Here is a 22,886-nt window from a genome sequence, read left to right on the forward strand (position 1 = left end):
GCGATCATGAGCGATAGTTTCTCTTTTTCGATCGACGCAACGGACGGCGCCGCGCGCACCGGAGCTATCCGCATGCAGCGGGGTGAAATTCGCACGCCGGCCTTCATGCCGGTCGGGACTGCGGCGACGGTCAAAGCGATGAAACCTGCTGATGTTCGTGTGGCTGGCGCCGATATCATCCTCGGCAACACCTATCACCTCATGCTCCGGCCCGGCGCTGAGCGCATCGCCAAACTCGGTGGACTGCATGAATTCATGGGCTGGGATCGCCCGATCCTCACCGACAGCGGCGGCTATCAGGTGATGAGCCTGTCCGATCTCACAAAGGTCAGCGAGGAGGGCGTGGCCTTTGCGAGCCATATCGATGGGTCTCGTCATATGCTGAGCCCGGAACGCTCGATGGAAGTCCAAACCTTGCTCGGCGCAGACATCGTCATGGCATTTGATCAACTGGTGAAGACCACGGATACGCCAGAAGCGCAGGCCGAAGCGATGGAGCGCTCGATGCGCTGGGCAAAACGATCGCGCGAGGCCTTTGATGAGCTGGGTAACTCGGGCGCGCTGTTTGGCATCCAGCAAGGTGGGCTGGACGAGGGTTTACGCAAGGAATCCGCTGATGCCCTGCGCGATATTGGTTTTGATGGATATGCCATTGGCGGCCTTGCTGTGGGAGAGGGGCAGGAGGCCATGTTCGCCTGTCTCGATTTCGCACCGGCGCAGTTTCCAGAGGACCAGCCACGCTATTTGATGGGTGTCGGCAAGCCGGACGATCTTGTCGGCGCGGTCGCCCGCGGTATCGACATGTTCGATTGCGTTTTACCGACGCGCAGCGGACGGACCGGACAGGCGTTCACGGTTGATGGCCCGATCAATATCAAGAATGCGCGCTTTGCCGAAGATACCGAGCCGCTTGATCCAGAATGCGGGTGCCCGGTCTGCAATCAATGGTCGCGCGCCTATCTGCATCATCTTGTGCGCTCGGGTGAGATATTGGGCGCGATGCTGATGACCGAGCATAATATCAATTTCTATCAGTCGCTGATGGCCAATATGCGTTCTGCAATTGCCGCCGGCGAGTTTCAGCGTTTCGCGTCGGGCTTTGTCGCGCGCTACAAGCAGGAAGAATAAGCAATGGCTCTTGTCGAGATCGATCGTTTTGATGGCTATGCCATTCTCACACTGAACCGCCCGGATGCAATGAACGCGCTGTCGGCAGCCCTCCGCGCCGAGCTAGCGCAATCCGTTCTCGATATCGAAGCTGACCCGGAAATCCGTGCCCTGATCCTGACCGGGGCAGGGGAGCGGGCCTTTACCGCCGGTCTTGATCTCAAAGAACTGGGGTCAGGAGAATCGTCGGTGGGTGACGCCGTTGATGTCGAAGATCCCGTGACTGCGCTTGGCCGTTTCTCCGGACCGGTGATTGGCGCAATCAATGGCGTGGCGATTACCGGAGGTTTCGAATTGGCGCTGGCCTGCGATGTCCTGATCGCCAGCGAAAATGCGCGATTTGCGGATACCCATGCACGGGTCGGGATCATGCCGGGCTGGGGATTGAGCCAGAAGCTGAGCCGCGCCATCGGCATATCGCGCGCCAAGGAACTTTCGCTAACTGGTAACTTCTTGCTGGCCGAACAGGCAGAGCGGTGGGGTCTGGTGAATCGCGTTGTGCCAGCTGCGGAACTGCTGCCTGCGGCGCGGCAATTGGCTGAGGACATGCTTTCCGTCGAGCCCGAGATGCTGATCAATTATCGCAAGCTTATCGACGATGGATTTGCCGCCACCTTTGGTGAGGGCCTGTCCATCGAACAGGAGCGCGCGGCGGTAAATGCTGGCGTTTCAGCAGATGAAATTGAAGCGCGGCGCGCGGCCATTCAGGCGCGCGGACGCGATCAGAAAGACTAGGTCGAAAGCCTATTCGGCAGCGATTGCTTCGGGTTCCTCGGCACTTGCCGGGCCGAGGCTGAGCTCGCCCTTCTTGGCAAACACCATCGCCTCATCAGCAATTGGGGCTTCGCGCAGCTCTTTGATATCCTTGCGATAATTTTGGAGGTTTCTCCAAACACCGCGATCACCTTGCGCCGGAAGCTTCTTCTCGGCGCGTTTGAAATAGCCGGATGAGAAATCGACCCAGGGCATCCGCTCGACCGTTTCGTCTTGTGGCAGGCGCGGCACAGCAATTTGCGCGTCGTTTTCATCCATATGGTTGAGCAGCCGCGCGACATATTCGCAAGTGAGATCGGCGCGCAGCGTCCAGGACGCATTCGTATAGCCGAACGAGAAGGCCATGTTCGGCACATCGTCGAACATCATTGCCTTATAGGTGATCTTGTCATGGAAGTTGATCGCCTGGCCGTCGACCACCAGCTTGGCGCCACCCGCCATTTCGAGGTCGAGCCCGGTGGCCGTGACCACAATATCGGCTTCGATCTTCTCGCCGGAGGTCAGGAGAATCCCGTCTTCGGTAAAGCGCTCGATATTACCAGTCGAGACCGATGCCTTGCCATCGCGGATCACGCGGAAGAAATCGCTGTCGGGCACCAGGCACAAACGCTGTTCCCATGGATTATAGTTGGGCGTGAAATGGGTCTCCATATCGTAATCGGGACCCAGCTCCTCGCGCACCTTGTCGAGCAGGAAGGTTTTCACCTTTTCCGGTTTGTTGCGGGCCCGGCGGAAAATGATGTGTTGAAGCAATGTGTTGCGCCAGCGAATAAGCTTGTACGCCCACATATCGGGCAGGAATTTCCGCAGACGGTTGGCCATGGCATCTTCGGCAGGCCGGGAGACCATATAGGTCGGCGATCGCTGGAGCATCACGACATGCTCAGGAGCGCCTTCGCCATCGATCATCGAGGGGACGAGGGTCACCGCGGTTGCGCCCGACCCAATAACCACGACCTTCTTGCCGGCATAGTCGAGATCCTGCGGCCAATGCTGCGGATGGACGATGGTGCCCTTATAATTTTCGAAATCCTGCCAGTCGGGCGTGTAGCCGGCCTCATAATTATAATAGCCGGTGCACATGAAGAGGAAGTCGCAGGTCATATGGACGGTCTCGCCGTCAATCTCGGCTTCCACGGTCCAGGTCGCCGTATCGGACGACCATTCCGCGCCCTTCACATGGTGCTTGAAGCGGATCTTCTCGTGAATGTCATTCTCGCTCGCCGTCTCATCCAGATATTTCAGGATTGAGGGGCCGTCGGCGATCGCCTTTTGCTCGGTCCAGGGTTTGAACGAATAGCCGAGCGTATACATGTCGGAATCCGAGCGAATGCCGGGATAGCGGAACAAATCCCATGTGCCGCCGATATTCTCACGGCCTTCAAGAATGGCATAGTTTTTATCGGGGCAATCGCGTTGCAGAAAATAGCCCGCGCCAATTCCGGAAATTCCGGCGCCAACGACAATAACGTCTAGATGCTCTGGAGCGTCTTCTCGAGCCATAACCTGTTCCTCATGCGAAATTCAGTTGCAATGTAGAACGGATTGACGTTAACGGCAAGCAACCGGGCTAACCCGCATAAAACCAGCGATTTAGAGGAATTATTCGCCGAGTTTGACGTTGAGGAAGCCCGGCATCGGGCCGTTCCACTCGTCATCGCCACCATCGCTGTCCGGGGCTTTTTTGGCCGGCGCCTTTTTGGGCTTCTTTTCAGCAGTTTTTTTGGCTTTTGGCTTTTCAGACTTTTCGGGAGCCGGGCTGTCGTCTTTCGGTTCCGATTTGGGCTTTGATCGCGAGCGGGGCTTGCGCTTCGGTTTGTCATCCGCCGCTTCATCGCGATCTTCGGATGGCTTGGATTTGGCCGCTGGCTTTTTCCCACCGCCGTCATCGCCGCGTGCAATTGTTTGCCCGGTCAGCTTTTCGATATTCTCGATCGCTTCTTCGTCCGCTTTGGTGACGAGCGTGATCGCGGTGCCTGCTGCTCCGGCGCGGCCGGTCCGGCCGATACGATGCACATAATCATCGGGGTGCCATGGTGCGTCATAATTGAACACATGGCTGACGCCCTTGATATCAAGTCCGCGCGCAGCGACGTCCGATGCCACCAGGATATTGATATCGCCCGACTTGAACAGATCGAGTTCCCGCATCCGTTCGGGCTGGCTCATATCGCCATGGATCTGGCCGGCTTTGAAGCCGTCCTGGTGCAACGATTTCTGCAGATCACGGACAGTCGTCTTGCGATTGGCGAAGATGATGGCCGTGGTTATGTCTTCAGACCGCAGCAGCTTTTTCAGCGTCGTTTTCTTGCCGCGGGGGCTCGTTTCAATCAGACGCTGATCGATATTTGTCGCCGCCGTTGCCGGACGCGCTACTTCGATATGCTTCGGATTGCTAAGGAACTTGTCCGAGAGCTTCTTGATAGGCGGCGGCATGGTTGCCGAGAACAACAGCGTCTGGCGGTTGGTCGGCAGCTTCTGGCAGATGCTCTCAATGTCCGGGATGAAGCCCATGTCGAGCATGCGATCCGCTTCATCGATCACCAGGATATCGCAGCCAGAAAGCAGGATTTTCCCGCGATCAAACAGATCCATCAGGCGGCCCGGCGTAGCGATCAATACGTCGACGCCTTTTTCGAGCGCCTTCATCTGGTCACCCATGCTCACGCCGCCAATCAGCAGCGCCATTTCCAGTTTCTGATATTTGCCATATTTCTCGAAATTCTCGGCAACCTGCGCCGCAAGCTCGCGGGTCGGTTCGAGGATGAGCGAGCGTGGCATCAGCGCGCGGCTGCGACCATGGCTCAAAATATCGATCATCGGCAGCACGAAACTGGCGGTCTTGCCGGTACCGGTTTGAGCGATGCCGACCAGGTCCTTCATCATCAGGACCGGGGGGATGGCTTCGGCTTGAATAGGTGTCGGTTCGGTATACCCCGCATCGCCAACTGCGCGCAGTAATTCATCAGAAAGGCCGAGATCGGCGAAGGTCATACAGGTTCCGAAATAATTTGATTGAGCGCGGAATATCGAGGTCGCGCTTTCGCGGCTGGCGATTGGGCGCTAGGCGGCCAAAAGTCAAGCGAAAGCGCGCTTTTCCTTCAGTCGTTCTGGCGCGGCTCGAGCCGGTGAAATCCGGATATCGCGCATTCATTTCCAGCGCGTGAAACAATCGCATCCCGCGATGCACAAATCTGTCCATCATCACCCGGAACAAGATAGAATGCCGAATAATATCCGAGCGCAACGCATTCGGAACTGAGCCGTGCTCGCACCAGGCTGCGATCTTGCATCAGCAGGTCGACCACACCGGGCCGGGTAAAGCGGGCGCGGGAGATCTCGGACACCGGCTGGCAATCATCGGTCGGGCGCTCGCGCCAGACTATCCCGGACGGCGCGCGGCGCCTGGGCCGTTGGGTGGGCCGAGTTGGAATGCGAATGATGATGCGCTGCTCGATCGTCGCCTGCATTGAGATGTGCAGCGGAAGGGTCACAGGCGATGTGACCATCAACATCAAAGCGGTTCCAACGATCGACACGAATAGTTCCAATTGTGGTGCAGGGCCTTGTCGCTGTTCTGCGTTTAACTGAAGATGAATTGGACTGGGCCGCCGGAAACGCTATCCACGCACCATGGATGATAGATCCTTTCTTGACGGATTGACCGACATAGTCGGGCCCTCTGGCATCGCGACAGCGGCTGCAGATCTTGCTCCATGGCTTACCGACTGGCGAGAACGCGTAACGGGCGATGCCCTGGCGCTGGTTTCACCGAAGAATGTTGGCCAGGTGCAGGCCATTGTGCGGCTGGCGAGCGAGGCAGGCGTCGTAATTGTACCGCAAGGTGGAAACACGGGCATGGTTGCCGGCGGTGTGCCATGTCCGGGCGATCGCGCAATCCTGCTGTCCCTGCGCAAGATGAATGCCATTCGTTCCATCGATGCGGCTGACAATAGCCTTACCGCCGAGGCCGGGGCGATATTGAGCAATGTCCATGCGGCGGCCGAAGAGCATGGGCGGCGCTTTCCCCTGTCGCTTGGCGCAAAAGACAGCGCGACGATTGGCGGGCTGATCGCAACTAATGCCGGCGGCACGCAGGTGTTGCGCTTCGGATCGATGCGAAACCTGACGTTGGGTGTTGAGGCCGTACTACCGGATGGCAGCCTGTTTGAGGGTCTGTCGACCTTGCGCAAAGACAATCGCGGTTACGATCTGCGCCAGCTGCTTGCGGGTTCCGAAGGAACGCTCGGTATCATCACGGCGGCGAGCCTGAAGCTCATTCCTGCCGCGCCGCACCGGACAGTGGCCTGGATCGGCTTAGGCTCTGCCAGCGATGCACTCGCACTCCTGCGGTTGCTGGAGAGCGAAGTGGGCGATGCCGTCGAGAGTTTTGAACTTGTGCCGCAAGCCGCTCTGGAACTGGTTCTCAAGCATATTCCAGGAACCCGGGCCCCGCTTGCCGGAGAGCATCGCTGGAATGTCCTGACAGAATTACGCAGCGCATCGGACCCGGAAGATTTGCGTAGCCAATGCGAATCCGGGCTTGCAGGGGCCCTCGACCAAGGCCTGATCGCGGATGCGGTGATTGCCGAAAGCGAAGGGCAGGCTGAGGCGTTCTGGAAAATTCGTGAAGTCATTTCTGAAGCCGAGCGGGCCGATGGTCGTGCTGCCAAACATGATGTTTCGGTGCCGGTTTCGGCTATGCCACGCTTTATCGAAGATGCGACGCAAGCGGTGGAAGACCGTTTTGCGGGAACCCGCGTCGTTGCGTTCGGGCATCTTGGCGATGGAAATGTTCATTTCAATGTGCGTGCACCAGCGAGCGGCGATGATGCGAAATGGCTAGCGGAAACCGGTCCCCAGGTGAGTAGTTTCGTTCATGACCTAACCCATGGCGTGGGCGGCTCTCTGTCTGCTGAACATGGAATTGGGCAGTTGAAACTATCGGAGTTTGCGCGCGTAACGGATCCGACCCTCCTGTCTGCGCTTCGCGCGATCAAGCAGGCGCTTGATCCGCGCGGAATAATGAACCCTGGCAAGCTCGTACCGCTTGCGAATCCCGACGATAATCCATAGAGGGCAGGGCAACTGGTTCCACCGGCCTTGCCGTTGGCTCCTCCCTATTCCGGCCACAGGAGATATTTCATGGCTAGCGCTGCCCCGCAGCAGAACTTTCCGCTGTTGTATAATGATGTGATTCCGCTCTCGAGCCAGGATCATGCAAACTATAAGTTGCAGGTTCGTCCGAAGATGCCGTTCCTTGCTGAAACGCATGCCGTTCCGGTGACGATTGACGAATTCGTCATGGTCCAGCGGGTCATGCCGATCGTCTTTTCATCGGGCGAAAATCCGGTGCCGCTGGCGCTGATGGGCCTGAACCAGGGCGTCAATGTTTTCCTCGACGAGAACGGCGAATTGGCTGGCAACCCGGTTTATATGCCGGCCTATGCGCGTCGCTATCCGTTTTTGCTTGCCAAGTTGCGGGAAGATTCTGAAGAGCTGTCGCTCTGCTTTGACCCGACGACTGATATCATCGGTGAATATGACGAAGGCGAACCGCTGTTCGATGGCGGTGAAGCGAGCGAGACAACAAAGAGCTTGCTTCAGTTCTGCGAGCAGGTCGAAACATCGGGCCATCGCACCGTCGCCTTTGTCCAGGAATTGGTTGATGCCGAGCTGCTGATGGAAGGTGAAGTCGCGATCGATACGCCGAACTCGGACAAGCCTTTCGTTTATCGTGGCTTCCAGATGGTCAACGAAGAAAAGCTCAAGGAAATCCGCGGCGATCAGGCGCGTAAATGGGTGCAGAACGGCATGATGGCGCTGATTTATTCGCACATGATGTCACTGCAGCTGGTGCGCGATATTTTCGCCATGCAGCTTCAGCAGGATAAGGTACCTCCGCAGCCCGACGCTGATGTGCCGCAGGCGATGGAGCCGAGCTAAACTGCGAGCTTTTAAGCTGGGGCTGATTATCGGTCCCGCTTGAATCCGTATTGTTGCGTTAATATCTAAGGGGGGCACGTGGCTGCGTGCCCCCCTTTTCGCAGCCAGGTGTGAGTGCATCTTGTGATGCGCTCCCTCCCTGAACCTGGCCGCCTCGCGCATTTTGGCGCGGGGCGGTTTTTTTATTCTGCGGCGAGCGAGTCTGGCGGCGACATGGCTTCGTCAACCAAACCATCCGCAATCTGTTCGATAAGTTCGGTTATCCGTTCATGCGCAAGACTGAGTTGGTCATGGGACGGGTCAAGATAGAGCGATCGGCATAGCTCAAGTTGCAGACCGTGTATGTCGCGTTCCGGTTTTCCGTGGCGTGCCAGGATATGGCCGCCCGGGTAAGGCGAATTGAGGGTCGTTCGAAATCCCGCTTCGCGACAAATTGATTCGGTCCGGGCCGCGAATATGGGAGCCGCGCTTTTCCCATTGCGATCGCCAATCACGATCTTTGCAGGCGCCGTTCCATCATTAGGCTTCAACGGCGGCATGGAATGGCAATCAAGCAGGATCGCCAACCCGAAGCGCCGACGTGCGGCATCCAGCATGTCAGACACCGCGGCATGATAGGGACGATGTGCGCGATATATTCGATCTGCCAGATCACGCTGGGACAACGGATGCCGATAAATGTTTCCGAAACTACCCAGTCTGCGCGGAACCAGTCCAAGGCCACCGCGAACTTTTGCCGAAATATCGAAGCTGCCGGGTGATGGTCGCGGTGCGATCATCGATGGGTCAACCTCTCGTTCGGATCGATTGAGATCAATCCAGGCGCGCGCAACCGTCCCTATGATCACGCTATAGCCCTGTTCGGCCAATGGACTCACAAGCCGATCTACATGGCGGTCTTCCAGGCCGCGAAGTTGCGTTTCGTCCAGTCTTGCCTGAAGCTTTAGCTCATCCGGGTAGATGCGGCCGGCATGTGGCACAGACAGGATGACCGGACTCTGCGGTGCGGTCGGACCAAGCTGCGTAAGATAGATCTCTTCAGATCCGCTGTTTTCCATGATTCCGGCCTAGAATCGCCCTTGAACAAAGGCAAGCAACGGAAATTTACGCAAGGGCTGGAAAATTTTAAGAGCTCTGCTCTATAATCAGGACACTAGCGCCAGGGGGTGGCGCATAATTAGGCGATGAAAAGACAATGATCCGGATCCTGTTGGCAGAGGACGATAACTCGATGCGCGAATATCTGAAGCGCGCCTTGGAACGCACCGGCTATGCAGTCGATACCGCGGATTCCGGGGTTTCGGCGATGCCGATGCTCGAGAAAGAACGCTATGACCTGCTGCTGACGGATATCGTCATGCCAGGCATGGATGGCATTGAATTGGCTCAAGAAGCCTCGAAAATTGCGCCGGGAATGCGCGTGATGTTCATTACCGGATTTGCGGCGGTCGCACTGAAAAACAACAAAACACCGCCAAATGCCAAAGTTTTGTCAAAACCATTCCACCTCCGCGATCTCGTGCTTGAAGTGGATCGGATGTTCGAGGTCGGCGACGCATCAGGCCTTTGAAAATCAGCGGTTGCGCATGGCGAGCCGCTCCACTAGATAGCCCCTTCGCGTGGGCGCGTAGCTCAGTGGTAGAGCACTGTGTTGACATCGCAGGGGTCGCTGGTTCAATCCCAGCCGTGCCCACCATTTTCCCTTACATGTCATCATGATACCCTAAGATTCTGCACCAGAATCTCAGCTCGATTGTGGGTCTGAGGAAATATTTGTGTGTCCAAAGGAAAGGCCATCATGGTGTCCGGCCGGGTCGCATAAACCGGGTGAACCATGATGGCCATAACGATAAAGCTTTGGAGTGTCGTTATCGTCGAGAAGCCTTATCGGCGGCTGCGATGATTCGCTCTGTGATGTAGGTCACACGATCTCGAAAAGACCGGCTGCCCCCATTCCGCCAGCTGTACACATTGATACGATGACGTATCGAACGCCCCGGCGCCGGCCTTCGACGAGCGCATGGCCAACCAAACGGCTTCCGGTCATGCCGAACGGATGGCCGATGGCGATCGCCCCGCCGTCGACATTTAGCTTTTCCGGATCGATTCCAAGCGTATCGCGGCAATATAGGCATTGACTGGCAAAGGCTTCGTTGATTTCGAAAAGCCCGATCTCGTCCATTGCCACGCCGGTTCGCTCCAAGAGCTTCGGGATCGCGAACACGGGTCCGATCCCCATTTCATCCGGATCGCAGCCCGCAGCTTGGAACCCACGATAAATTCCGAGAATTTCTTTGCCTTCGGCTTCTGCCGTCGCTCGGTCCATCAATATCTGGGCAGACGCACCGTCGGAAAGCTGGCTCGCATTGCCAGCCGTGATGTGCTTGCCTTCCTTGATAAATGCACCGTCGGACCAGACAGTTTTCAGTCCGGCAAGTCCTTCGGCGGTTGTTCCGGCGCGCAGGCCTTCGTCCTGGGCCAGGGTAACCGTTTCCATGCCAGCCTTGCTGCCATCTTTTTCGTAGAGCTGCTTTTCGACGGTGATCGGGACGATTTCGTCATTCAGTCTGCCCGCCTCGGTGGCCGCAACCGCGCGTTGCTGGCTCATCGCACCGTAGGCATCCTGGTCCTCCCGACTGATGCCATATCGCTCGGCAACAATTTCGGCCGTCTCGATCATCGGCATATAGGCGTGCGGAACTTTTTCGATCACGGACTGGTTGATCCGTCGCGGCGCATCTTTGGTAACGGTGTGGGAGATGCTCTCCATCCCGCCGGCCATGGCGACATCCATCTCGTCACAGATGATGGCACGAGCCGCGAGTGCTACCGCCGTCAGGCCTGAGCCGCATTTCCGATCAAGCGTGAAGGCCGGGATCGTGTTGGACAGGCCGGCAGCAAACAATGTCATTCGGCCAAGGTTGCCGCCCTGTGTGCCCCATTGGTTTCCCGCGCCGAAGAAGAAATCGTCGATCCGCTCCGGGTCGATCGCCGCGCGTTCGATCGCTGCGTTCACAACATGCGCACCCAATGCCGGCGCTTCCGTTGCGTTGAATGCGCCTCGATAGGCCTTGCCGATTGGCGTACGGGCGGTCGAGACGATGGCGGCTTCGCGCATATGGTTTCTCCTAGATCACCCAGTCTTGATGCAGGGTATCAGCGCGTTTCCGCACCATTTCGGCATGTAAGCGGCGAACCATGTTGCTCCCGGTACGTTCAAACAGAAACGGAAAGATGCCGTGAACAAGGCAGGCACACCCTGTTACAACCAATCTCAATCCAAATCCTGAGGCCATGCCAAGATGCTCAGTATATGTCTCACCAACATCGCGGAGATGCTGCGTCAACAAAGTTGCCATAATTAGATCCGATCCTCGCTATGGTTACACCCGTTCGGGCAGTCCTAAGCGATCTCAATTGGAAAATCACCCGGGCAGTGCGTATTGACGGTCTCGCTCCGGTGGTTAGACGAACCGGTCGAGAAGAGGGGACATCATGATAAGCACGATCGGCCTGATCGGCGCACTGGCATTGCTCATCTGGATGACCGTTCGCGGTGTAAACATCCTGATTGCCGGACCTGTCGCTGCTGCCATTGTCGCGGCGACGAGCGGGATTGCCTGGTTGCCGCCACTGGCCGAAGCTGATGCACCCGATTTTGCCACCAGTTACATGGCCGGATTCACGCGCTTCTTCGCCGATTGGTTTTTCATGTTCTTGCTCGGCGCCATCTTCGGTGAAGTAATGGGCGCGTCTGGTGCTGCTGCGAGTGTAGCCCATTGGATTATCGAGAAGATCGGAATCAAACATGCGGTGCTCGCGGTCGTCGCTGCTTGCGCCTTGCTTACCTATGGCGGGGTCAGCGTTTTCATCGTTGCCTTCTCCGTCTACTCGCTCGCCGTCAGTCTGTTTCGCGAAGCCAATTTGCCGCGCAGATTTATTCCGGCCGCGCTCTGTTTTGGCTCGGTCACATTCACGATGACATCGGCCGGCTCTCCGGAAATCCAGAACCTCATACCGATGCAATATCTGGGAACTACCGCTTATGCGGCCTGGGAAGTCAGCCTGGTCGTTGCCGTTCTGATGGCGGTACTCGGTTTTATCTGGCTGCAATGGATGGTGCGGCGGGCGGTTGCGCGCGGCGAAGTTTTTGAAGGCCGTGATACCGACGATGCTGTTGAAGAAGATCGCGTGCTTCCCAATCCGTTCCTCTGCCTAATGCCGCTTGTGGCTGTGCTGGGCGTATTCATGATCTTCCAATATCCGCAGCAGCTCGGTCCGTTATCCGCGATCATGCCGGAGCAATCGCTCGACAAATGGGCGTTGGTGGCTGCTTTGGGAGCGGGAACGGTGATTGCACTACTGGTCGGTCTACAGAGCCGCGCCAAGATGCCGAGCGCATTTTCGAAAGGGGCGACCGGTGCTGTCGTAGCCATTACCAATACCTGTGCAGTCGTTGGATTTGGCGCAGTCGCGTCCTTGTCGCCGGCGTTTCAGGAAGCGCTTGTGCTGGTCCAGAACTTGCCAGGCGATCCGCTCATTGGTGCCGCGATTGCCGTTACCGTGATTGCGGGCCTGACGGGATCCGCGTCCGGTGGACAGAGTATCGCGTTGCCGCTGATTGCGCCGCATTATCTGGATGCCGGTGCCAGTGCCGATGAGCTGCATCGAACCGTCGCAATCGCCTCCGGTGCGCTCGATAGCCTGCCGCACAATGGTTATGTCGTAACAACCATCCGGGCGATTTGCGGAGAGACCCATGCTGCCGCCTACGGCGCTGTGGGCGCGCTGACCGTAATTGTCCCGCTGATCGGGCTTGTCGTGGCGCTCGGCCTTTTTGCCATCTTCTAGGGCAATTACTCATATCTTCTTAACCATGTTTGGGTTAGAATCCGCGCTATGGGCACGGTAATCGACTTTGAAACCGGGGCTGTCGCGCAGCTGCAAAGGCGTGTGGCAGAAGCGGAAGAGGAAAATAGCGATCTGCTCGCATTTGCGCGCGGTCATTCGGGTGCAACCGAAGCTATTCACAATGCCGTGCTCGCAGCGATTTCGGCCGAAGGGCTCGATCATCTCCTGCACATCGTTACCCAACAGTGGCCCGACATTCTGGGCGTCGATGCCGTCAGCCTGGCGCTGTATGTCGGTGAGACGGGCCTGCGCGCCGACAATTCGGGCATGCAATTTGTCGAACGGCGACTGATCGAGAAAGCCGCAAATACCGTTTCCGGCGTGGTTCTACGCGATTGCGAAAGCGGTCATCCGCTATTTGGGCCGGCCGCCGAATTTATGCGCGCTGAAGCGTTGATTCGGCTGGAGAATGACGCACCGTTGCCGTCTGGAATCTTGGCACTCGGGCAACGCGAAGGCCAGAATATTGAAACGCACCACGGCGCCGAACTGCTCGGTTTCCTGGGTGATAGCCTAGCGCGACTATTGGGCCGGTGGCTGCTGCCCTGACCCCAGATGCCCATCCGGCTACCGCGCTGGCCGAGCAATGGGCCGCGCATCTCAAACGCGACCGACGTCGCTCTCCCCACACGATACGCGCCTATCTGGCCGCGGCCCATCGCCTCATTGCCTTTCTGGGTGACCATCGCGGAGAGCCGGTAACCGGGACAGTTTTGCGCGACATGGATGCGGCAGAATTGCGGGCCTTTCTGGCGTACCGCCGAGGTGAGGGACTAGCCAATCGTTCGACGGCTCGCGAGCTTTCGTCATTGCGCGGATTCCTGACATTTGCGGCGGAGCGCGCCGGCGAACAGGCCAATCTGCCACGCGTCAAAGGTCCGAAACTCAAACCGGGTGTTCCGCGGCCGGTAGCGCCTGACGAAGCTCTGGCTTTGGCCGAGGATGTGGCCGCGCAAGCGGATGAGCCCTGGATTGCCGCGCGCGACTGGGCGGTTTTGCTGTTGCTTTACGGCGCTGGCTTGCGCGCCGGAGAGGCGCTGGGTCTCACGGGTGCAATTTTGCCGCTCGGTGAAACGCTGTCGGTCACGGGTAAAAGAGACAAAACCCGGATTGTTCCGCTGCTCGACAAGGTTCGCGAGGCAATCGAGGATTATGTCCGGCTTTGCCCCTATCCAATCGAAACTGAGGATCCGCTGTTTCGCGGTGCACGGGGCGGAGCGCTGGGCAGTGACATAGTCCGCCGGGCCGTCCGCGGCGCGCGAGCGCGGCTTGGGCTTTCAGGAAGGACGACACCGCATGCGCTGCGGCACAGCTTTGCGACGCATCTGCTGGCGCGCGGAGCAGACCTTCGCTCGCTTCAGGAATTGCTTGGCCATGCGAGTTTGAGTTCTACGCAAATCTATACGTCCGTTGATGCTGCGCATTTGCTGGACGTCTATCGCAATGCCCATCCGCGGGCGCAGGAGGAGTCCTAGATCGCGTGGAAAACGCTAGAGTTTCGTCTCGATTGCATCCCAGATTTTCGCGCCGGTATTGGTTCCATTGAAAGTATCGATCGACACGATTCCTGTTGGAGATGTGACGTTGATTTCGGTGAGATAGCCGCCGATCACGTCGATGCCCACAAAAAGCAGCCCGCGCTTTTTCAGTTCCGGCCCCAGTGCTTCGCAGATTTCCAGCTCGCGCGCCGTCAATTCGGACGCTGCACCCGATCCGCCAACCGCGAAATTCGACCGAATCTCGCCCTTTTTGGGCAGTCGGTTCACGCCGCCGGTGGGTTCGCCATCGACCAGGATGATCCGCTTGTCGCCGGCGCTGACATCGGGAAGGAAGGCCTGGACCATATAGGGCTCGACCCAGACATCGCCGAACAATTCGGTCAGCGCAGCAAGGTTCCGATCGTGCTTGCCGACGAAGAAGACGGCCGAGCCGGCATTGCCGTAAAGCGGTTTGACGACAATCTCGCCATGCTCTTCCTGGAACGCTCGCGTATCTTCCAGGCTGCGCGTGATCATCGTCGGCGGCATGAATTCGGCAAAATCCAGCACGAACAGTTTTTCCGGCGCATTGCGCACGGCAGCCGGATCATTGACGACCAGCGTGTCGGGCTGGATCCGCTCGAGCAAGTGCGTGGCTGTAATATAGGAAAGATCGAACGGCGGGTCCTGCCGCATCAAGACGACATCGATATCGCCGCGCAGGTCGATCGTTTCGACATCGCCAAAGCTGAAATGATCGCCCTCGACGCGTTGTACAGTGACCGGCCGGGCGCGTGTCGTTAGCCGGCCATCGGCATGGTAGCTGAGCTCGCGCACATCATAGTGCCAGATCTTGTGGCCACGTTCTTGCCCGGCGAGCATGATCGCGAAGCTGGAATCTCCAGCGATGTTGACCTTTTCCATCGGGTCCATCTGGATCGCAACGTTGAGCGGCATGGCTGTCTCCTGGTTCGCCTGCAGGCAATAGCGCTGCGGTGCGCGCAATCAACCACAGTCCTGCTTTATCCCATCCAAGCATTCTCGATATGGCGTACTTTGTGGCCCGGCGCGATCAGTATCACATCGATGCGGATATCCTCGCCTTTTCGAGCATATTCGGGCGCCAATATTTCGGCTGCCGCCGCCACGCGCGCTAGCCGATATTCGTCAATGGCAAGATCAAGCTCGGCCTGTGTCGCGCGGGTTTTCACCTCGACAAAGACGATCAATCCGCTCCGCTTTGCCACCAGATCAATCTCGCCGCGCGGCGTGCGGACCCGGCGATCGAGGATTCGATAGCCGCGCACCCGCAGATACCAGGCAGCGCGGATTTCCCCCAATCGACCCCGGCGTTCCGCGCTCGCTCGGCTCATGCCTCGTCTTTGAGCGCCATTGCCCGCTCGTAAAGGCCGTCACTGGACATGCGGAGTGTCTTGGCGACCTGACGGGCCGCCTTGCCCGGTGGCAGCGTTTCGAGAGCCTCACGGAGCGCTGCATCGATATCTGCGTCTGACGCTGCCGGACGATCTCCCGGCGGGCCGACAATGATGACGATTTCCCCTTTGGGTGGCGCATCGGCATAGCGTTCCGCCAGCTCGGGCAGCGTTCCCGTCACCGTTTCTTCAAAGGCCTTGGTAATTTCGCGGGCAACGGCCGCTTCGCGATCGCCCAGTTCCTCTGCCAATGCGCGGAGCGATTTTGCGAGGCGCGGGCCGGATTCGTAGAACATCAGAGTCGCGCGAAGTTCGGCGATTTCGGCAATTGTATCGGCTCTCGCTTTGGCCTTGGCGGGCAGGAAGCCGGCAAAGAAGAAGCGATCTGTCGGCAAACCGGCCAGTGTCAGCGCCGCCACCATCGCGCACGGGCCGGGGATGGTGGTGACGAGATGCCCGGCAGCACGGGCCTTGCGCACCAGCTTATAGCCCGGATCAGAAATTAGCGGCGTCCCCGCATCGGACACGAGCGCGATTGCTTTTTCACCCAGCATATCGACTAAATTTTCGGCAACCGTCTCGCTGACATGGTCATGGTAGGCCGTAATCTGTTTCTTGATGCCGAGATGGTTCAGCAGTTTTGCCGTGACCCGGCTATCTTCGGCAGCAATCACATCGGCTTGACGCAGCGTGGCTTCCTGCCGCCGCGAGACATCTTGCAAGTTGCCGATCGGGGTGGCGACGATATAAAGACCGGGAAGTAGCGTATCGTTCATAGGATTCTCGTCATGGCATCACAGCGGCACCCGGGGCAACGGCAGTCGATATTTTTGCGGTTTGGTATCGTCTTCATGGCGATGGCTCTTGCGGGCTGTGAGGCGATCCTGCCCGGCGGTGATCGGCCTGATCTCCCGCCACCGACCCAACCCGATATTACAACGGGAATTCCTGACGACGGCCTGCGCCGCGTCGCCCTGCTGGTTCCGACCTCCGGCAATAATGGCGGCGTCGGGCAATCGATCGCCAATGCGGCAAATATGGCAATCCTTGATAGTGGCGGCGAAGGCGTTCGCATTACGACCTATGATACCGCTGCTGCCGGAGGCGCGAGCAGCGCGGCCAACCGGGCGCTCGCCGATGGGAGCCGATTGATCCTTGGCCCGCTTCTCGCTGACAATGTGCGCGTAACCGCACCCGTTGCCCGCAATGCGGGTGTTCCCGTGATCGCCTTTTCGAACGATACCAATGTCGCAGGGAACGGCACCTATCTGATGGGCTTTACGCCGGCGCAATCAATTCGTCGGGTTACCCGCTATGCCAGCGATCAAGGCGCCCGGCGATTTGCCGCACTGATCCCGGAGGGACTCTATGGTCAGCGTGCCTCTGCGGCTTTTGCCCAGGCAGTGCGTGATAATAGCGGCCGCTTGGTTGCGACACGGACCTATGCGCGCTCCCGCCGTTCGCTGCAGCTGGCGGTTACGCAGATAAACGGTGAAGGCGAGTTTGATGCGATCCTGATCGCTGACAGCGGAACAACAGCGCGCCAGGCCGCCCAGATGTTGCGCGATCGCGGTGCCACGGATGTCCAGATACTTGGCACGGAATTGTGGAACAATCAGCCCGACCTGGCACGCGATCCGGCAATGCAAGGCGCGCTCTTTGCCAGCGTATCCGATCGCATGTTCAACACGCTGACCAGCCGTTATCGCTCGCGCTTCAGTTCGGATCCCTATCGTCTGTCGAGCCTTGGCTATGACGCGGCATTGCTGGTTGTGCGCATCGCCCGCGAATGGTCGCTTGATCGCCCGTTCCCGGTTAGCGAGTTGCGCGATACGGGTGGTTTCTCGGGCGTTGACGGTGCGTTCCGATTCAACAGCGATGGAGTCGCAGAACGGGCACTCGAAGTGCAGCAGATCCGGTCCAGCGGCTTCACCGTGGTATCGCCGGCACCCAGCGGTTTTTGAGGCTAGGGATATTGCATTCCCGTGCTCCGGTGCAGGCCGGAGCCCAGTCCACCGGGCTCCGTATTCATGCTGAGATGACAGGCCTAGGCTCCGGCCTGCACCGGAGCACAATGTAACGCTTTGTGTCCCGGCACTTTGCTATATTGCATTCCTGTCATTCCCGCGCAGGCGGAAATCTCCGACGGCTGGGTTCGACGTGTGCAGATACCGATTCCCGCCTACGCGGGAATGACGGAGTTCGGCGTTTATCGATCAGACTTAGGCACTTATCGTATCGCTTGTAAGTATCTCGGCGAGCAGGCTGTTCAACACCAGTCGTCCGGACAATGTCGCAACAATGCGATCATCGCGCGTTTCCAGGAGGTCATGCCCGATGAGGCGAGCCACAGCGTCCTCGTCGATACTGTGGGGTGAAAACGCATCGCGCGCGACGCCTTCGGTTAGCCGGAGGCCCATCATCAGGCGTTCAGCATCTTCGTCACCGGCGGCGAGATGATCTTCGGACTGCAGGCCATGTCCGTTACGGGTGACAGCAGAGAGCCAGTTTTCCGGTTTTTTATGGCGCACGGTCGCATGGTGGCCGCGTCGGCCGTGCGCGCCGGGGCCGATGCCCGCATAGGGTTGATAGCGCCAATAGGTGAGATTGTGGCGGCTCTCATGGCCGGGCCGCGCATGGTTTGAAATTTCATAGGCTGGTAATCCGGCTTCGGCGGTGATCTGCTGGGTGAGCTCGTAAAGGTGCGCACCATCGTCTGGTGTCGTTTCGCCAAGCTCACCACGGCGCGCCAGGGTCGCAAATTGCGTGCCCGGCTCGATTGTCAGCTGATAGAGCGAGAGATGATCGGTGCCGAAGCTCAGAGCGCGGTTAAGCTCAGCACGCCAAGCCGTCTCGTCCTGGTCCGGCAGTGCATAAATGAGATCAAAGCTCGTTCGGGCAAACACCGATTGCGCTGTTTCGAGCGCGGCCAACCCTTCGGCAACGTCATGCGCGCGACCCAGAAACTGCAGCGCGTCATCATCGAGCGATTGCAGGCCAAGCGAAACGCGATTGACACCAGCGCGGCCGAGATCAGCAAAGCGGGCCGCTTCGACCGAGGAGGGATTGGCCTCCAGCGAAATCTCGATATCGTCCGCAAAACCCCAATGCTGCTCAGCCGCTTCTATCAGGACCGCCACAGTTTCCGGTGGCATGAGAGAGGGCGTTCCGCCGCCAAAGAAGATCGATGTCAGCTGGCGATCCCTGGTCTGCGCTGCCTCATAGGCCATGTCCGCCAGCAAAGCATCGCGCCAGGCGGGCTGGTCGACCGTATCGCGGACATGGCTGTTGAAATCGCAGTAAGGGCATTTGGAGACGCAGAACGGCCAGTGGATATACAGGGCCAGCATGTCCATCGATTTAGAAGATCGCCTTGATCAACTTGCCAAAGGCATGCGCCCGATGGCTCATCGCATGTTTGATATTGGGCTCCATCTCACCAAAGGTGATGTCATGGCCCACTGGCATGAATACCGGATCATAGCCAAAGCCATTTTCGCCGCGCGGTGGCCATACCATGGTGCCATCGACCCGGCCTTCAAACGTCTCGATATGACCATCCGGCCAGGCGAGTGACAATGCGCAGATAAAAAACGCATTGCGCGGCGTTTTCGGGCCAAGTTCTTGAAGCATTTCCTCAATCTTGCCCATCGCAGCTCCGAAATTCTTGTCCGGTCCGGCCCAGCGCGCAGAATAGACGCCCGGGTGATCGCCAAGCGAATGGACACATAGGCCGCTATCATCGGACAGGGCAGGGAGCTTGGCCGCTTCCGCCGCAGCCCGTGCTTTCAGCTCGGCATTGCCCGCGAAGCTGTCCTCGGTTTCTTCGGGTTCCGGCAGATCGAGTTCGCTGGCGCTGACAACGTCCATGCCATGGGGCCTGAGCAGGTCCGCAATTTCGCGCACCTTTCCCGGATTATGGCTCGCAATGACGAGCTTGCCAGGCTCCAGCTTCCGGCTCACGAGATGACAGCGTCCTGGGCGGCGAAAATTTCGTCGCAGCCAATCTTGGCGAGGCGCAAGAGACGCAACAATTCTTCTTCGTTATAGGTTTCGCCTTCGGCCGTGCATTGTGCTTCGGCGATATTGCCGTCACCGGTCAGCACGAAATTGGCGTCTGCTCCAGCATTGCTGTCTTCGGCATAATCGAGATCGAGAACCGGTTCGCCATTATAGATGCCGCAGGAGATCGCCGCGATCTTCTGGGTCATCGGATCGGTGTCCAATCGGCCATCTTTAATTAGCGAATTGATCGCCAGGCGCAGGGCGACCCAGCCGCCCGAGATTGACGCCGTGCGCGTGCCGCCATCGGCCTGGATGACATCGCAATCGACGGTGATCTGGCGTTCGCCGAGTTTTTCGAGATCGGTAACGGCACGGAGCGAGCGGCCGATCAGCCGCTGGATTTCCTGGGTACGACCCGATTGCTTGCCGCGGGCGGCTTCGCGATTGCCGCGCGTATGGGTGGCGCGGGGGAGCATGCCATATTCGCCGGTGACCCATCCGCTGCCCTTGCCACGCATCCAGGGCGGCACCCGATCTTCGACACTGGCGGTGCACAGCACGCGCGTTTCGCCAAAGCTGATTAGGCACGATCCTTCCGCATGTTTGGTAAAACCGGGTTCAATTGTGATAGCCCGCATTTGATCGGGGGCGCGGCCGGAGGGGCGCATAGAATATGTCCTTCTTGGATTGTGTCGCTCAGCCCCTATCGCGCGCGGCATCACGCGTCCAGATGGTAGCGGCGAGAATGTGGCTGGTTGTTGCCCTAGCTGGTCGGGGCGCTGGCCAGAATGATGTTCGGCACGGCGGCGACGAGATCCGCTTGTGGTTCGTCCAGCTCAATCCGGAAACTGATTGTGATCGTTGGGATCGGCGGTTCCGGCGATTCATGCGCGATAGGTGGGCGTGGAGCGCGCGGCGCTGGGGACTCGCGGTGACGCAGTCGCTCGATCCGGCTTTCAGCGCGATGTTCGATTACCGCCGCGCGTTCGGCATAGCGCATGACCAGCGATTCCATCTGAACCGCGAGCGATGTCATGCGGGTGGTTAGCCGCTGAAGTTCATCCGGCGATTGTGTCTCGAGGCTCTGCGCAACCTGTTGAATGCGCTCTTCGAGAGTGGAGATTTCCCGCGCAATCCGGCTTTCTTCATTGGCGTGCTGACGGTTGAGATTGGCCAGTTCGCGGTTAAGCGAGCGCTCGATCCGAACTTCTTCCCGGTCATAGCGTGCCTCGGCGCGTTCCTGTTCGCGCTCTATGCGCTCCTGTTCGCGGTCAAATTCGATCGCAGCGGCATCCGCTCCCTTGTCATCGCACCCTTCATTCTCAGAGATGCTGACCGGCTCAATCGTGTCGATTTCGAAAACGGCGCTGCGCAACAGGCCTGCAGGTTCAGCCGCGGCGGTGAGGCGCGGCGCAGGGCGGGCGCGCTTCGAGCCGTTGCGATCGGTCCGCTCGAAGTCATAGGCCCAGCTGCCGGGTTCGATATCGAAGGTCCAATTGTTGCGATTGCTCGGCGTGCGGCGTTCGGAGCGCCGTTCCATGCTGCGTTCGGAGCGATGCTCGGACCAGCGGTCTTCGCGCGATTTCGGTTCGGAGCGCTCGGCGTTGCGAACAGCGCGCGGGGCAGGGCGGCTGGTTGCTTCTGCGGTCTCGACCGGGGCAGCGACGGTCGCTTCAGCCTCTGGTTCGGCGGCGGCATCGCTTGCGCTTTCGCGGTTCTTGCCTTTGTCTTCCTCAAAGTTCGTCGAGGAGAAGGAGGCATCGGCCGAGGCGGCAATTGTCAGGCAGCCGGCGAGGAGGAGCGTAAGGCCGGCAGCCGGCATCGTCGAACCGCTCTCGCGCCGGAAGGGACGCTCGCGCAGCCGGGTGATGCGGTTCATCAAGGGCGTACGCTTGCCATCCGCGGCCATTGCAAAGCCCGGCAGCATGTCCGCGCTTTCAAGCGCAACTTTGCCCAGCCCTTGAGCGAGCGCCGTTGAATTTCCGGTCTCCGCCACAACCCGTGCATCGCAGGCATATTCGCGCTCGATATCGATCTGGCGCGAGAGAAAGGCGATTGCCGGATGGAAGAAGAAGATGTTGCAGATCATCGCCTGGACAAGGCCGAGCAGATAATCCTGACGGCAGATATGGGCGATCTCATGGACGAGGATCGCTTCGGCCTGGTCAATCGGTAGGCGCAGGAAGAAACCGGTTGGCACCAATACGATCGGCTTCAATGCGCCGATTGTCAGCGGCGTGGTGATCCGCGAAGATTGGAGGATGATCGCGCGGGGATCGGCACCAAGCCGCTCGACCCAAAGCCGGAAGCGCAGCTCCCAATCAGTCGGCACCGGACCTGTACCAATGCGGCGCAGACGCGATGTCGCGCGCAGCGACTGGACATAGCGGACGCCGAGCCAGGTAAAGCCAAGGCCCCAGGCCAGGCTGACCAGCCAGGTTGTGCGACCAAGCGTTTCGACAACCGCCTGCCAACCCTGGGCCGGCGGAATATGCGCGAGCGTGACCGTCTGGGCGGCACCGATCGTCCGATAACAAATGATCCAGGTCGCAATGAAGAAGAGCAAGCTAGCTGCAAGACCGCCAAAAGCCGTTACGAATCGTAATTGTGCGCTGTGCCGCGGAATGATCCGAAGCAGGCCGTAAACGAGCGCTGCAACCAGGGTAATCTGCCACAGGCTGTGCAGCAGCGCCCAGCCAAGGCTATCGACCAACACGCTCGGGTTAACGGCCATCCTCATCTTCCCCCTGCTCAGCTTCCAAATCGGCGATGAAAGCCTTCAGTTGTTCTATCTCACTTGTCGAAACGTCTTCGCGCCCCAGCGCATGCATGACGAGATCGGTCTTCGAATTTCCAAAAACCGTCCGAACCAGCCTGTTTAACAGGGTTGTCCGGGTTTCTGATGCCGGTTGGGTCGCCACATAATCGAAGGATTTGCCCTTGCCCGGGATCCGATCGACCAGCCCCTTGTCCAGCATCCGCTGCAGCTGCTTCAACACTGTTGTATAGCCAACATCGCGCAGCTGGCGGATATGATCATGCACCGTGCGCACAGACACCGGCTGCTTCTCCCATACAATCTGGAGAATTTCCGCTTCGGCCTCGGAGGGCGGGGGTGGAGTCTGGTCGTGTTCGGTCATTGTTCCGTTTCGCGCGGAGCGGTACCGGATTC

23 protein-coding genes and 1 tRNA gene are annotated in these 22,886 nt (G+C 58.8%); 10 read left to right on the forward strand and 14 right to left on the reverse strand.

Annotation, left to right across the window (positions count from 1 at the left end):
• Positions 1-6: 6 nt before the first annotated feature.
• Both tgt and HFP51_RS02155 read left to right on the forward strand, forming a co-directional pair.
• Positions 7-1,128, forward strand: a complete 1,122-nt coding sequence (gene tgt / locus HFP51_RS02150; protein WP_176874151.1) for a tRNA guanosine(34) transglycosylase Tgt — start codon at positions 7-9, stop codon at positions 1,126-1,128.
• A gap of 3 nt (positions 1,129-1,131) precedes the next feature.
• Positions 1,132-1,902, forward strand: coding sequence for an enoyl-CoA hydratase (locus tag HFP51_RS02155; RefSeq protein WP_176874152.1), 771 nt, complete (start codon positions 1,132-1,134; stop codon positions 1,900-1,902).
• 9 nt (positions 1,903-1,911) lie between these two features.
• On the opposite strand, the gene HFP51_RS02160 is transcribed toward HFP51_RS02155, so the two are convergent.
• The 3 genes from HFP51_RS02160 to HFP51_RS02170 all read right to left on the reverse strand — a co-directional run bounded on the left by HFP51_RS02160 (position 1,912) and on the right by HFP51_RS02170 (position 5,480).
• Entirely contained in the window at positions 1,912-3,444 is a 1,533-nt protein-coding gene (locus tag HFP51_RS02160) for an NAD(P)/FAD-dependent oxidoreductase (RefSeq protein ID WP_176874153.1), read from the reverse strand.
• 99 nt (positions 3,445-3,543) lie between these two features.
• On the reverse strand, positions 3,544-4,935 hold the full coding sequence (locus HFP51_RS02165; RefSeq protein ID WP_176874154.1) for a DEAD/DEAH box helicase: 1,392 nt from the start codon (positions 4,933-4,935) through the stop codon (positions 3,544-3,546).
• A 107-nt stretch (positions 4,936-5,042) separates the two neighbouring features.
• Entirely contained in the window at positions 5,043-5,480 is a 438-nt protein-coding gene (locus HFP51_RS02170; protein WP_176874155.1) for a hypothetical protein, read from the reverse strand.
• Positions 5,481-5,574: 94 nt separating this feature from the next.
• On the opposite strand from HFP51_RS02170, the gene HFP51_RS02175 reads away from it, so the two are divergent.
• Together HFP51_RS02175 and HFP51_RS02180 are read left to right on the forward strand one after the other, a co-directional pair.
• The gene (locus HFP51_RS02175) at positions 5,575-7,017 is read left to right on the forward strand and encodes an FAD-binding oxidoreductase (RefSeq protein WP_176874156.1); all 1,443 of its coding nucleotides are present in this window, start codon (positions 5,575-5,577) and stop codon (positions 7,015-7,017) included.
• 69 nt (positions 7,018-7,086) lie between these two features.
• Complete coding sequence (locus tag HFP51_RS02180; protein WP_176874157.1) at positions 7,087-7,887, forward strand: SapC family protein; 801 nt, start codon at positions 7,087-7,089, stop codon at positions 7,885-7,887.
• A gap of 182 nt (positions 7,888-8,069) precedes the next feature.
• On the opposite strand, the gene HFP51_RS02185 is transcribed toward HFP51_RS02180, so the two are convergent.
• Positions 8,070-8,945, reverse strand: coding sequence for an N-formylglutamate amidohydrolase (locus HFP51_RS02185; protein ID WP_176874158.1), 876 nt, complete (start codon positions 8,943-8,945; stop codon positions 8,070-8,072).
• Between the two features lie 137 nt (positions 8,946-9,082).
• On the opposite strand from HFP51_RS02185, the gene cpdR reads away from it, so the two are divergent.
• Both cpdR and HFP51_RS02195 read left to right on the forward strand, forming a co-directional pair.
• Positions 9,083-9,457, forward strand: a complete 375-nt coding sequence (cpdR, locus tag HFP51_RS02190) for a cell cycle two-component system response regulator CpdR (protein WP_176874159.1) — start codon at positions 9,083-9,085, stop codon at positions 9,455-9,457.
• A 51-nt stretch (positions 9,458-9,508) separates the two neighbouring features.
• Positions 9,509-9,583, forward strand: a tRNA-Val gene (locus tag HFP51_RS02195).
• Between the two features lie 225 nt (positions 9,584-9,808).
• On the opposite strand, the gene HFP51_RS02200 is transcribed toward HFP51_RS02195, so the two are convergent.
• A complete protein-coding gene (locus HFP51_RS02200; protein ID WP_176874160.1) occupies positions 9,809-11,005 on the reverse strand; it encodes a thiolase family protein in 1,197 nt (398 codons plus the stop codon).
• 10 nt (positions 11,006-11,015) lie between these two features.
• Complete coding sequence (locus HFP51_RS02205) at positions 11,016-11,246, reverse strand: DUF6356 family protein (protein WP_176874161.1); 231 nt, start codon at positions 11,244-11,246, stop codon at positions 11,016-11,018.
• 136 nt (positions 11,247-11,382) lie between these two features.
• Between HFP51_RS02205 and HFP51_RS02210 the strand changes: the two genes are divergently transcribed.
• Genes HFP51_RS02210 through HFP51_RS02220 form a run of 3 tightly spaced genes read left to right on the forward strand, consistent with a single transcriptional unit; the run spans position 11,383 to position 14,273 of the window.
• Positions 11,383-12,738 carry a GntP family permease gene (locus HFP51_RS02210; protein WP_176874162.1) on the forward strand — a complete coding sequence of 452 codons (1,356 nt, stop codon included), beginning with the start codon at positions 11,383-11,385 and terminating at the stop codon, positions 12,736-12,738.
• Between the two features lie 48 nt (positions 12,739-12,786).
• Positions 12,787-13,347, forward strand: coding sequence for a DUF484 family protein (locus HFP51_RS02215; RefSeq protein WP_176874163.1), 561 nt, complete (start codon positions 12,787-12,789; stop codon positions 13,345-13,347).
• On the forward strand, positions 13,332-14,273 hold the full coding sequence (locus HFP51_RS02220; protein ID WP_176874164.1) for a tyrosine recombinase XerC: 942 nt from the start codon (positions 13,332-13,334) through the stop codon (positions 14,271-14,273). The genes HFP51_RS02215 and HFP51_RS02220 overlap by 16 nt, the downstream gene beginning before the upstream one ends.
• Positions 14,274-14,288: 15 nt before the next feature.
• Here the strand turns inward: HFP51_RS02220 and gshB are convergent, their stop codons facing one another.
• The 3 genes from gshB to rsmI all read right to left on the reverse strand — a co-directional run bounded on the left by gshB (position 14,289) and on the right by rsmI (position 16,485).
• Positions 14,289-15,233: a glutathione synthase gene (gshB, locus tag HFP51_RS02225; RefSeq protein ID WP_176874165.1), complete on the reverse strand. Its 945-nt coding sequence runs from the start codon at positions 15,231-15,233 to the stop codon at positions 14,289-14,291.
• Between the two features lie 65 nt (positions 15,234-15,298).
• Positions 15,299-15,649: a YraN family protein gene (locus tag HFP51_RS02230; protein ID WP_176874166.1), complete on the reverse strand. Its 351-nt coding sequence runs from the start codon at positions 15,647-15,649 to the stop codon at positions 15,299-15,301.
• A complete protein-coding gene (gene rsmI / locus HFP51_RS02235; RefSeq protein WP_176874167.1) occupies positions 15,646-16,485 on the reverse strand; it encodes a 16S rRNA (cytidine(1402)-2'-O)-methyltransferase in 840 nt (279 codons plus the stop codon). Before rsmI ends, HFP51_RS02230 begins: the two co-directional genes overlap by 4 nt.
• A 12-nt stretch (positions 16,486-16,497) precedes the next feature.
• Between rsmI and HFP51_RS02240 the strand changes: the two genes are divergently transcribed.
• Positions 16,498-17,673 carry a penicillin-binding protein activator gene (locus HFP51_RS02240; RefSeq protein ID WP_176874168.1) on the forward strand — a complete coding sequence of 392 codons (1,176 nt, stop codon included), beginning with the start codon at positions 16,498-16,500 and terminating at the stop codon, positions 17,671-17,673.
• Between the two features lie 258 nt (positions 17,674-17,931).
• Here HFP51_RS02240 and hemW read toward each other — a convergent pair whose 3' ends face one another.
• The 5 genes from hemW to HFP51_RS02265 all read right to left on the reverse strand — a co-directional run bounded on the left by hemW (position 17,932) and on the right by HFP51_RS02265 (position 22,854).
• Entirely contained in the window at positions 17,932-19,059 is a 1,128-nt protein-coding gene (hemW, locus tag HFP51_RS02245) for a radical SAM family heme chaperone HemW (RefSeq protein WP_370462929.1), read from the reverse strand.
• A 10-nt stretch (positions 19,060-19,069) separates the two neighbouring features.
• Entirely contained in the window at positions 19,070-19,672 is a 603-nt protein-coding gene (gene rdgB / locus HFP51_RS02250; RefSeq protein WP_176874170.1) for an RdgB/HAM1 family non-canonical purine NTP pyrophosphatase, read from the reverse strand.
• Entirely contained in the window at positions 19,669-20,382 is a 714-nt protein-coding gene (gene rph / locus HFP51_RS02255; protein WP_176874171.1) for a ribonuclease PH, read from the reverse strand. Before rph ends, rdgB begins: the two co-directional genes overlap by 4 nt.
• Before the next feature lie 95 nt (positions 20,383-20,477).
• Positions 20,478-22,448 (reverse strand): M56 family metallopeptidase, encoded by a 1,971-nt coding sequence (locus HFP51_RS02260; protein WP_176874172.1) that lies wholly within the window; start codon positions 22,446-22,448, stop codon positions 20,478-20,480.
• Positions 22,438-22,854 (reverse strand): BlaI/MecI/CopY family transcriptional regulator, encoded by a 417-nt coding sequence (locus tag HFP51_RS02265; protein WP_176874173.1) that lies wholly within the window; start codon positions 22,852-22,854, stop codon positions 22,438-22,440. The genes HFP51_RS02260 and HFP51_RS02265 overlap by 11 nt, the downstream gene beginning before the upstream one ends.
• Positions 22,855-22,886: the final 32 nt, after the last annotated feature.

Origin of the sequence: Parasphingopyxis sp. CP4 (assembly GCF_013378055.1) — a bacterium.
Classification (GTDB): Bacteria; Pseudomonadota; Alphaproteobacteria; order Sphingomonadales; family Sphingomonadaceae; genus Parasphingopyxis.